Annotated in this window: 6 protein-coding genes and 1 other annotated feature; of the genes, 3 read left to right on the top strand and 3 right to left on the bottom strand. The window is 48.6% G+C overall.

Features of this window, described 5'->3' with window-relative positions; translation table 11 throughout:
• Positions 1-32 precede the first annotated feature (32 nt).
• Positions 33-1,898 (bottom strand): arginine--tRNA ligase, encoded by a 1,866-nt coding sequence (locus MHB64_RS24910; RefSeq protein ID WP_341135585.1) that lies wholly within the window; start codon positions 1,896-1,898, stop codon positions 33-35.
• Positions 1,899-1,938: 40 nt separating this feature from the next.
• Positions 1,939-2,155, bottom strand: a binding site (T-box leader).
• A 279-nt stretch (positions 2,156-2,434) separates the two neighbouring features.
• Here MHB64_RS24910 and MHB64_RS24905 point away from each other — a divergent pair.
• From MHB64_RS24905 to MHB64_RS24895, 3 genes are all read left to right on the top strand, one after another.
• Entirely contained in the window at positions 2,435-2,794 is a 360-nt protein-coding gene (locus MHB64_RS24905; RefSeq protein WP_341135584.1) for a hypothetical protein, read from the top strand.
• A gap of 14 nt (positions 2,795-2,808) precedes the next feature.
• Positions 2,809-5,613, top strand: a complete 2,805-nt coding sequence (locus MHB64_RS24900) for a beta strand repeat-containing protein (RefSeq protein WP_341135583.1) — start codon at positions 2,809-2,811, stop codon at positions 5,611-5,613.
• A gap of 437 nt (positions 5,614-6,050) precedes the next feature.
• On the top strand, positions 6,051-7,715 hold the full coding sequence (locus tag MHB64_RS24895) for an exosporium glycoprotein BclB-related protein (RefSeq protein ID WP_341135582.1): 1,665 nt from the start codon (positions 6,051-6,053) through the stop codon (positions 7,713-7,715).
• A gap of 60 nt (positions 7,716-7,775) precedes the next feature.
• Here MHB64_RS24895 and MHB64_RS24890 read toward each other — a convergent pair whose 3' ends face one another.
• Both MHB64_RS24890 and MHB64_RS24885 read right to left on the bottom strand, forming a co-directional pair.
• Positions 7,776-11,120 carry a DEAD/DEAH box helicase gene (locus tag MHB64_RS24890; protein ID WP_341135581.1) on the bottom strand — a complete coding sequence of 1,115 codons (3,345 nt, stop codon included), beginning with the start codon at positions 11,118-11,120 and terminating at the stop codon, positions 7,776-7,778.
• Positions 11,121-11,202: 82 nt separating this feature from the next.
• Positions 11,203-11,892, bottom strand: coding sequence for a TetR/AcrR family transcriptional regulator (locus tag MHB64_RS24885; RefSeq protein ID WP_280788271.1), 690 nt, complete (start codon positions 11,890-11,892; stop codon positions 11,203-11,205).
• Positions 11,893-11,910 lie beyond the last annotated feature (18 nt).

Here is an 11,910-nt window from a genome sequence, read left to right as displayed (position 1 = left end):
TAAGTGTAGAGATTGCCCTTTTTTTTGAAATACTACATACGGCTCGGTGTTGGTAATCCAAGTACTTCTAGCACATCACCTAAAGTGTTCTTAAATCTCGAAGTAAGCCAGAGGCGAAAGGCAATGGTCGCCGCCTCCCCTTTTAAAATCGGACAAGTAGAATAAAAATTATTGAAGAGAGTGGCTAAAGTATGTGCGTAAGTGCAGAGTATATTCGGCGTCAGTTCTACGCTTGCAGAATACAAGGTCTCCTCCCAGAGGCTAAGCTGTCTCAGCAGAGCAAGCTCTGCTTTTTCCATTTCGAGTGGGAATTGAATCTGTGAGGCATCTGTGTGGATTGGGAGGGTGGATTTGCCCAAAACACTACTAGCACGGGCATAGGTGTACATCAGATAAACTCCTGTGTTGCCGGATATTTCGGTAGCCTGTTTGAAGTCAAACACAATTTCTGTTCCCAGATTAAACCGCAGCAGATAATAGCGAATGGCAGCAGCTGCAATGATATGGCTGGGAAGCCCCTCTTTATCGGAGCGTGAATGTTCGATATTCTGTTCCATAAGCTTCACTAAATCGATCACCTTAACACCAATTCCTTGGCGCCCTGACATGGCATAAGAAGATTTTCCTTCCGAAATATTTATTCCCAGCTCGGCTGCGGAAGCCGGACTAAGGGACACCACACCATAACTCACATGATGGAGTTTCGCGGCTTGATCGTTATAACCTAATGCGCCCAAAGCCTGCTTAACCATTTGCTGCGGATATTCCTGTCTATAATCGATCACGTTAATAACACGATCCGCCTGTCCATAGGGCTCCTGGGTTCCAGTTAATCCTGTAGTCCATAAGCCGGACGAGAATTCACTGTAGGTGAAATCCTTGGTTAATAGACCAAATTTCCAGAGGTGATAGGCAATGTCTTTGGCAGTGTAAGTCAGAATACCATTCGAACGTACAAGTACCTTATCCATATGATGATCCTCCGAATCCGCTCCATTGCTAATCGCTGTCCCTTGCTTTAACACCCAGCAGCCTGCCAGCTTACCTTCAGTCTCCTGTACAAAAACCGTGGTTTGCTTCAATTGCTCAGATGCGGCTGCCCAGAATCCCTCTTTTAAAATATTACTTTCCCATACCAGCAGGTCATAGTGAATACCGAAACGCTTCATTTCCTCTACATGTTCTCTCACCATACGTTCAGCGACAAGGTTACCCAGCCACGCCTCATTGCCGTTACCCTGTTCCAGGGCATGCAGCATTTCTGTGCGCTTATGTGTCATCTCTGGATTCTGTGCATATTCTTTATTCACTTTGGCATAAAGATCCCAGCAATAATCACCAAAACGCTGATGATCTCCTTCCAACGGTACATTCAATAAACCAACGACTGTATCCGCTAACTGGTTGCCCAGATCATCGACGTAGTTATGGACCTCTACGTTATGTCCGGTTCTTTTCATTAGTCTGACCAGCGCATCGCCGATGCACGCATTTCTCAGGTGACCAACATGAGCAGCTTTGTTTGGATTGATTGAGGTGTGCTCGATGATGACCTTTTCCCCTGTGCTGTTGGGCAGTTCAAAGGAATGTTTAGCCCATATCCGCCAATCCATGTACAAATTAATAAATCCAGGAGCAGCTACTTCGACCTTTTGTAAAAAGCCTGTGTAGCTCTCTTGTAATTTAAGCTCTGCTTTTACTAACTCTGCTATGACGAGAGGTGATTTGCGCAGGATTTTGGCTAGCTGCATAGCAATATTGCAGGAATAATCACCATGCTCTAGATTAGCGGGCTGCTCGATCAGAATAGGAACATCGTTTGGGTAAGGAATTTCTAAGGTGTGGAATACTTTTTTTACACTTTGTTCAATGCTGTTTTTGATGGTTTGACTTAACATTTTATACCCTCCTTTGAAAATACAAAAAAGCCCTCGTCTCAAAAGAGACGAGGGCTTTAGCGCTCGCGGTACCACTCTCGTTGCTAAACAGACGTTTAGCCACCTTACAGGATAACGGTCTTCAGCCGGGACTTCCTACTTGGGTTCAGAAGTCCATCTCACGGGTGCGCTTCATTAAGTGATCTGTACCGGCTTACACTTACCCGGCTCGCTGAGGACTAGAACACCTTAACTACTCTCCCGCTCATCGATGCTTGAATAATTTTAATCAGTATAACGAATATTTTGAAAAAAGCAATAGGGCGAAACTCGGTATCAATCTGGAAACGCTTGAGTTTTAGATTGTCCGATAAGTAATTACAAACTCACAAAACAGAAGGGGCTCTCATTATTGAGTGAAAATTCCTTTGCATAAATGTCCACGCATTAACTTTAAATACAGAATATTACTATATAGAGCTATTAATTATGGATCATATTACTAGTTTTATAGTTTGTATTTTTTCAAATTGAGTGAAAGAGAGGAGTGAATAAAGATGGAATTATTTTCAACCGGACCTATAGATAATAGTCCAATTCTGGGGATCAGACAAACACAAATCGTAACAGTAAAAGTGGTTAATCGGGATTCTCTTAATCCTTATAATCTCGTCATTCAAGGCTTTTTTCTAAATGGATCAAGAACGATGTATGTGAATGAAATGGTAAATCTCACACCTAACCAAGTTCTAACTAGGAACTATTTTGCAGATTTAGATGCATTTGAATTTGTGTTTGCAACATTAGAAGAAGTTGAAGCACAGGTAGGGATCTCGGTCTGGGGAAAACAGACTTCGGGGCAATTGGTAGATCCTCATCGTGTAGTAGCATGGGAGAAGCACGCAGAAATAATCTAAAGGAGTGTTGAGAATTGAGCTATTTATCTACCGGGCCGATAGATAATACCATGGTGGGTGGGATACGACCTACTCAACATGTTACGATCAAAATCGATAACCGAAGCGATGTTACTTCTTCTACGGTTCTCGTCCAAGGATATTATATGGATGGGACAAGAACTTTGTATGTTAGTCAGCTTATTAACGTAATGCCTGAGCAAGTCATAACCAATGATTATTATGCTGATTTTGATGCATTTGAATTTATATTTACGACTTTAAGCCTGGTAGATGATCCTATTCAAGTTTCAGTATGGGGGAAAAATAGCTCAGGGCAAATCGTTACTGCTCACCGACTTGTTCATTCAGAATTACTCGGAGCAACCGTAGGGGCAACTGGGGCTACAGGTGATACAGGAGTGACTGGAGCGACGGGAGCAGACGGAGCTACTGGTGCGACGGGGGCTGATGGAGTAGCTGGTGCAACCGGAGCTGCCGGAGCAACGGGAGCCGATGGAGTGACTGGTGCAACGGGAGCCGATGGAGCGACAGGAGCAACGGGAGCCGACGGAGTGACTGGAGCAACGGGAGCCGATGGAGCGACTGGTGCGACCGGAGCCGATGGAGCGACTGGTGCGACCGGAGCCGACGGAGTGACTGGAGCAACGGGAGCCGACGGAGCAACTGGTGCAACGGGAGCCGATGGAGCGACTGGTGCGACCGGAGCCGATGGAGTAACAGGAGCGACCGGGGCAGATGGAGTGACTGGTGCGACCGGAGCCGACGGAGTGACAGGAGCAACGGGAGCCGACGGAGCAACTGGTGCAACGGGAGCCGACGGAGCAACTGGTGCAACGGGAGCCGACGGAGCAACTGGTGCAACGGGAGCCGATGGAGCGACTGGTGCGACCGGAGCCGATGGAGTGACAGGAGCGACCGGAGCCGATGGAGTGACAGGAGCGACCGGAACCGCTGGAGCGACTGGTGCGACCGGAGCCGCTGGAGTAACAGGAGCGACCGGGGCAGATGGAGTGACAGGAGCGACAGGAGCCAACGGAGTGACTGGAGCAACGGGAGTCGCTGGAGCGACTGGTGCGACCGGAGCCGCTGGAGTAACAGGAGCGACCGGGTCTGATGGAGTGACTGGTGCGACCGGAGCCGACGGAGTGGCAGGAGCAACGGGAGTCGCTGGAGTGACCGGAGCAACGGGAGCCGACGGAGTGACTGGTGCAACGGGAGCTGAAGGAGCGACAGGAGCAACGGGTGCAACCGGAGCCGCTGGAGTGACCGGAGCAACGGGAGCCGCTGGAGTGACTGGTGCGACCGGAGCCGCTGGAGTAACAGGAGCAACGGGAGCAACCGGAACCGCAGGAGTGACAGGAGCAACGGGAGTCGATGGAGTGACAGGAGCAACGGGAGTCGCTGGAGTGACCGGAGCAACTGGATCCGATGGAGCGACTGGGGCGACCGGATCCGATGGTGCAACTGGAGCAACTGGAGCAACGGGAGCCGCTGGAGTAACAGGAGCGACCGGGTCTGATGGAGTGACTGGTGCGACCGGAGCCGACGGAGTGACAGGAGCGACCGGAACCGCTGGAGCGACTGGTGCGACCGGAGCCGCTGGAGTAACCGGAGCAACGGGAGCCGATGGAGCAACAGGAGCAACCGGAATCGCAGGAGTGACAGGAGCAACCGGAGTCGCTGGAGTGACTGGTGCGACCGGAGCCGCTGGAGTAACAGGAGCGACCGGGGCTGATGGAGTGACTGGTGCGACCGGAGCCGACGGAGTGACAGGAGCAACGGGAGCCGATGGAGCGACTGGTGCGACCGGAGCCGACGGAGTGACAGGAGCAACGGGAGTCGCTGGAGTGACTGGTGCAACGGGAGCTGAAGGAGCAACGGGAGCAACCGGAACCGCAGGAGTGACAGGAGCAACGGGAGTCGCTGGAGTGACTGGTGCGACCGGAGCCGACGGAGTGACAGGAGCGACCGGAGCCGCTGGAGTGACCGGAGCAACGGGAGCAACGGGAGCGGCTGGTGTAACGGGAGCAACGGGAGCGGCTGGTGTAACGGGAGCAACGGGAGCCGCTGGAGTGACCGGAGCAACGGGAGCCGCTGGAGCAACAGGAGCAACTGGAGTAACAGGAGCGACCGGGGCAGATGGAGTGACCGGAGCAACCGGAATCGCAGGAGTAACAGGAGCAACCGGAACCGCAGGAGTGACCGGAGCAACGGGAGCCGTAGGAGTGACAGGAGCAACAGGAGTCGCAGGAGTGACCGGAGCAACGGGAGCTGCTGGAGTGACAGGAGCAACCGGAACAACTGGTGTAACTGGAGCAACGGGGCCGAATATTCAAGCTGAAGGATTCTCTGCATTCCTGCCAACTTTGTCAGTATCTAGTTCTTCCCAACTTACGGGCTGGACTGTGACTTCTCCGTTCTATTCTGATCCATCCTTTAGCCCAGTTACGGGAAATTACACAGTTCCGACGACAGGCAGATATTCTATTGAAGCAACTATTAATTATTCCACAACCGCTTCTATCTCAATAAGTCTTGGTAGTGGAATTAATCCAGCATTTATAGTTCAGAGAACATCTCCTACCGCAACAAATCTGGTAAGTGGATTATTTCCTGTGTTAGATGTCAATGTTGCGCTTATTCTAGATTTGAGAGCTATTTTGGGGAGTGGGACTGTAACGCTGGCTGGTGAGTTTGCTCTAACAGCAGGTGATGTTATTGGCTTGTTCTATGTGTCTAATGGTTTGACAGTTCCTTTGAATTTGGGCGGCGCCAACACAGCAGGTATAGTTTGGTCTGTTCATGAATTGACTTAAAAATTGTTCTCTAAGTTTCAATGTTCAAAGAGGGGGATAACCTGTAGCTGTAAGTATAGCTCATGGGTTATCCTCTGTTTTGATAACACAATATGTTGTGGGCTAGACGGAGAAAAGTGCTTTTAAGATTTGTAGTAGATTGAATTCTCATAGATTTACTAGTTTGCTCTGACAGTACTTAATATGTATAGCAGTGGCTTTTAATGGATGTCCACGCAATATTTCAAGATAAGAATATTACTATAAAGAGCCAGAAATTATGGACTGAAAATATATAATAGGCTCATCGTTAACAAATTTGGAGTAGATGGGAGGAATGATTATAGTAACGTTACAATTTTTGGGATTTATAGTGGACTATCTTGTTGTAGGGGTTTTTGATCTACAGATTTTAAGAGTATTTATAAATCTATTTGAATTGAAGAGGAGTTGAGAACTTGAGTCATTTATCTACTGGACCTATAGAAAACAATCTGGTAAGCGGTGAAAGACCTACTCAGCTTGTTACTATTAAACTGGTCAACCAGAGCGATGTCACTGCGTCGATAGTTCAAATCGAAGGCTATTATATGAACGGTACAAGAACACTATATGTTAGTGAACTTCATACGGTGGGACCTAATGAAGTACAAACGAATGACTATTATGCAAATTTTGATTCATTCGAATTTATATTCACAACACCAACTCTAGTAGATGATCCAATTCAAGTCTCAGTTTGGGGAAAAAGTAGCACTGGCCAATTAGTGACTGCTCATCGGCTTGTCTACTCTGAATTGTATGGTGAAAATATAGGGATTAGAGGAGCCACTGGTGCAACCGGAGATACAGGAGCCACCGGAGCAACTGGAACAGCAGGAGCCACCGGAGCGACAGGAACAGCCGGAGCCACCGGAGCAACAGGAGCAGCGGGAGTCACCGGAGCGACAGGAAGTGCGGGAGCCACTGGAGCGACAGGAAGTGCGGGAGCCACTGGAGCAACAGGAAGTGCGGGAGCCACTGGAGCAACAGGACCAGCGGGAGCGACCGGAGCAACAGGAACAGCGGGAGCCACTGGAGCGACAGGAAGTGCGGGAGCCACTGGAGCAACAGGAAGTGCGGGAGCCACTGGAGCAACAGGACCAGCGGGAGCGACCGGAGCAACAGGAACAGCGGGAGCCACTGGAGCAACAGGAACAGCGGGAGCGACCGGAGCGACAGGAACAGCGGGAGCCACCGGAGCAACAGGAACAGCGGGAGCGACCGGAGCAACAGGAACAGCGGGAGCCACTGGAGCAACAGGAACAGCGGGAGCGACCGGAGCGACAGGAACAGCGGGAGCCACCGGAGCAACAGGAAGTGCGGGAGCGACCGGAGCGACAGGACCAGCGGGAGCGACCGGAGCAACAGGAACAGCGGGAGCCACCGGAGCGACAGGAACAGCGGGAGCGACAGGACCAGCGGGAGCGACCGGAGCAACAGGACCAGCGGGAGCGACCGGAGCAACAGGAATAGCAGGAGCCACTGGAGCAACAGGAACAGCGGGAGCCACCGGAGCAACAGGAACAGCGGGAGCCACTGGAGCAACGGGCGCCACAGGTTCAGGTGCAATTATTCCGTATGCTTCTGGTCTGCCAGTAGCTATGACCACAGTTTTGGGAGGTCTTCTGAATACTTCAAGCGCAGTCGGCTTCGGCAGCAACGCAACAAACATTGCTATTACAGGGGGCACTATTGATCTTACAGGAGCAGCCGGGACCTTATTGAACTTTGCCTTCTCAGTTCCTCGTGCCGGAACGATTACGTCTATGGCAGCCTATTTCAGTACAACAGCTGCACTATCTTTATTGGGGTCCACAGTAACAATCACTGCTCAATTATATAGTTCTTCTACGCCTAACAATACCTTCACAGCAGTACCTGGAGCCTTAGTCACATTAAGTCCTGCATTTACAGGTGTACTTTCACTTGGCACGATTAGCAGTGGTACTACCACAGGCTTAAGTATTCCAGTTACGGTAGGAGAACGATTGCTCCTGGTCTTCACTTCAACGGTAACGGCCGGGCTTGACGTTGCGACAACCATTGCTGGCTATGCTAGCGGAGGAGTTACAATCGCTTAATCCGATGAATCTGAAATTGGGATATCCCAAAAGCCGTATGGCTACAGGATATCCCTTTATTTAGATCATCAGAATTTCACGAATGTCTTGTTCTGTAAGGGTAGATAACCCTTCCTGACCTGGCTGAATTACCTCATCGATCAAGTTCTTTTTCTTCTGTTGTAGCTCATACATTTTGTCTTCCACAGTACCTTGGGTGACGAGCCGGATCACTTGCACTACTTTTTTCTGCCCGATTCGATGTGCCCGATCGGCTGCTTGCTGCTCTACGGCAGGATTCCACCATAGATCGTATAGGATTACAGTGTCTGCCCCTGTTAAGTTGAGTCCGGTTCCACCAGCTTTTAAGGAGATCAGGAAAATATCTCGCTCTCCTTCATTAAATTGATTACATAAATCTACTCGCTGAGACACAGGCGTTTGGCCATCTAGGTAAAAATATGGAACCCCCTGATATCCGAGTTCACGTCCAATCAAACCGAGCATTTCTGTGAACTGGGAGAATACTAGCATTCGTTTACCCGAACTGCGGCATTCCTCTATGATTTCAAACAGCTGCTCGAACTTGGCAGAGCTTCCTTCATACCCATCCACAAATAGAGCTGGGTGACAACATAGCTGGCGCAGACGAGTGAGACCAGCAAGGATTTTAATGCGATTATTATTACCGAAACTATCCTGGGTCAAATGCTTAAGCGCCTCTTTTTTCAAACGTGCGAGATAAGCGACATATAACTTCTTCTGCTCAGGGAACAGCTCACAGGCTTGGAGTGATTCGATTTTCTCAGGCAATTCTTTTAATACGTCACTCTTTAAGCGCCGCAGCAAAAAGGGACGTGCCCGTTTCGCGATAGTTTCCCTCGGCAAATCGTGAAAAGCCTTCTTACCTGGAAAGAGCCCAGGAAACACAGTGCCAAAGATAGACCAAAGATCTTCTAACGCATTCTCAACAGGAGTTCCAGTAAGTGCAAAACGATGCCGGGCCTGAAGAGCCATTACAGCTTGGGCGGTCTGAGTAGTATGGTTCTTTATGGTTTGCGCTTCATCGAGAATCAGGGTATGAAAAGATTTCTTAGCATACAACTGAACATCTCTTCGAAGCAGTGGGTAAGAGGTAATGATTACATCTGCCTTCGCTGCATTTTTTAAAATTCGACCGCGTTCCGTTAAGCTTCCATCTGCAATAACAGCCTTGATCTCAGGCGTGAACTTTTTAAGCTCATTATGCCAGTTGTAGGTGAGAGAGGCAGGAGCGACAATAAGAGCGGGCAGACCACTCTGACGAATATCCGGAAGCTCGGAGAGCAGAAAAGCGATACTCTGCAGCGTTTTGCCAAGACCCATATCATCCGCTAAAATACCGCCAAAACGATAGTGGGCAAGCGTCTTCAGCCACTGGAATCCATACTGCTGATAATCCCGGAGCACAGGAGCTAGACTCTCTGGTATAGGGAAATCAAGATTCTCAGGATTGTGCATATTCGCAAGTAAACGTTTAAAGGATCTGCTCAGTTTGACGGAGTCACTTTGAGAATCGGAAGAGGTTAGATGTAACCCGCGAACGACGGGTAAAGAGAATTGCGCACCTTTAATCTCACCTTCTCGAATGCCCATCTCGTTCATAAAGGTGATGATTTCTTGGAGCTCCTCGCTCTCCAGCGGTAGCAGTGCCCCTTCAGGCAATCGGTAGTATTTACGTTTATCCTGAAGTGATTTTAAGACCATCACAATCTCAGATTCGGGAATACCACCCATGTCGAATTTAAAATCAAGCCAATCGGTTTTCTCATTCCAACTAATGCTTACCTTGGGTGGCGTGGTTCCCGTGAACAATCTTTCTTTGACAGCGGTGGTCGCATAGACCGTGAGTAGTGGCTCAAGCAACGGAATCGTGTGATACAAAAAATCGTACTCACCTTCCTCATCCGTCATAATATACCCGCCTTCGGTTTTGGCGAAGGATTCATGCTCCATCATCTCTAAAATTCGGGCCTCTCCTTCACCGTCGCGTATAAGAATCAAGTCCGTACCGCGAACATGGGCTTTTTCATCCAAAGGATTGATGATAATATCACCATACTGAAACTCTAGCCCGGCGAGCAGCCGATCTCTCACACGGTCCAGATAGAGCCTCGCGATAAGCTTATGTTGCACAATCCGATCAGCGATAGAGTCGGCGATATGTACATTTCCCAGTTTTTTCAGACCAGGGATAACCTTGTCCATAAAGGGCTCCATTTGTTCGGGGGCAATATCGATGCCGTCTCGACGAGAGGATTCCAACATTTTTTTCATCTCAGATAGACGCATGCATTCCTGAGCAGATAGCTTCAACAGCTTACCTTCAGACAGCACGAGTCTGTAGTCTTCCAGAACTGAGATCTGCTCAAGTCCTTGAATATCCAGATGGTATCCTTCGCCTTCAGCTTGTTTGAATGCAAAGCTAAGGGGTGGTGCTTCATTAGACATATGAATACCTTCGTACAACACCTCTTCTTGTTGCAGATATACCGACGAAACTTCTGAAAGAGCGGGCTGAAGCGTCTCCCAGAAAAAAGGAGGGATAGCCAGCAGGCGATCTCCCCCCAGGTTGCCACCATATGGAGAATAGTTAGTGACGTTATCGCGATACATTTTTTCATTTAAGACAATTTCAATCAGCTTCTGAAGAACGATGTTATCTTCCTTCCGAAAGCTGTGAATGGCAGGATCATAGACGAAATGCTTCGAGAATTCCAAGGTTTCTCCACGGTGTACACGTTCCAGAAAACCTCTTATTCTATGAACGACATAGGGTCGTTTTGAGCCGATTTTCATTTCTATTCCCAGCATGGTAGTGCTATAGCTGTAAGTGAATGGCTTGCAGATGAATTCGACATTTAATGGAATTCTATTATCTACAAAAGCCCCAGTACCGCTCGGACGTGGCTTATGGTTGCTGAACATACCTAGCAGGCTGCTCACAAGATGCTGGTCTCTGGACCTTCCTCCCATGTCTCGCGTAGAATCCGTAGAAATACGTGGGGTTAAGACTCCAGTATCCTCAATAGAAGATGGTCTAGAAGTTCCAGTATGATCTGGCCGTTCTCCAGCAGCTTCAAGGGCATCGATGCTGATCAGTACGGCTGCGATATGTTTGCAGAAAGGCCCTCCATGCGAGTAAGCAGGACAAGTACACTCTGCCGTGACATCACCATCGATATCGATAACAACAGTGACTTCGTAGCCAATGCCCCCTTGAACAAGCGCTTCATAACGAGATCGTGGCAGATCTGGGATGGATTCATTACGTTCTTCAATATCTATTATATCTACGCTTCCAGATTGGTAATAAGCCAATCCTTTTTCAAAAACAGACTTGCCGCACAGCAGCTTAATTACCCGTTCTGTCACACTAAAGCCCATAACATAATTCCTTCCTCGTAACTTGTTCTTCGAAAAGTCCGATTATTATATAGTCTTTATGATAACAGAACGGGCGTGCGCATCAAATAGGGGCTGCTACTCCACTAATCCCGTGCATAATAAAACGGATCGTCAGGTTAATTTCTTCCTCGTCGTTCCAGTCCTTCTCCGGCTGCAGCAGCAGGCGATTAAGCACATATCCTACAACGGATGAAATAGTAAAGCGTAGAATAGCGGGTGTAGGTAATTCGATGACTTCACCTTTTGCTTTGAAGTGTTCAACGATTTCGATGACGCGCTCCAGCACCTTACTTAGAATATTTTCTGCGAACTGTTCTCTGAGCACCGGTTGGAAAGGGATTTCCTGTATCAGAATCTTTAGAATTTTAAAATTCCTGCGGATAAACTCCAGACGGTTGATAATAAACGCCCGTAGAAATTCCTCGAAACTGTTATAGGGAACATCGAGTACCCCGTTAAAATTACGCAATACAAAGGGAGCGAGCATCCGACTCATGGTGGGGCCTATGATGGACAGCAGCAAATCTTTTTTGGTTTTGTAATATCGGAAAATCGTTCCCTCGGCCACGCCTGCCTTTTGAGCAATTTCACTAGTCGCAGCAGCAGCGTATCCTTTTTCGGAAAATACCTCAATCGCCGCATGCAGGATGGAAATCTGTTTCGATGTCAGCTTTTCGTCTTCACGTAAGGCCAGCAGTTCTTCTATCCACTGTTCATCTATATTTTGTTCCGAAGAATCATTTTTCTTCATTATTGCCCTCCAAATTCG

Origin of the sequence: Paenibacillus sp. FSL K6-2859, assembly GCF_038008265.1 — a bacterium.
GTDB classification, from domain to species: Bacteria; Bacillota; Bacilli; order Paenibacillales; family Paenibacillaceae; genus Paenibacillus_AQ; species Paenibacillus_AQ nitricinens.
Note: the sequence above shows the minus strand (reverse complement) of the source record. Positions and strands in the feature narration are given on the sequence as shown.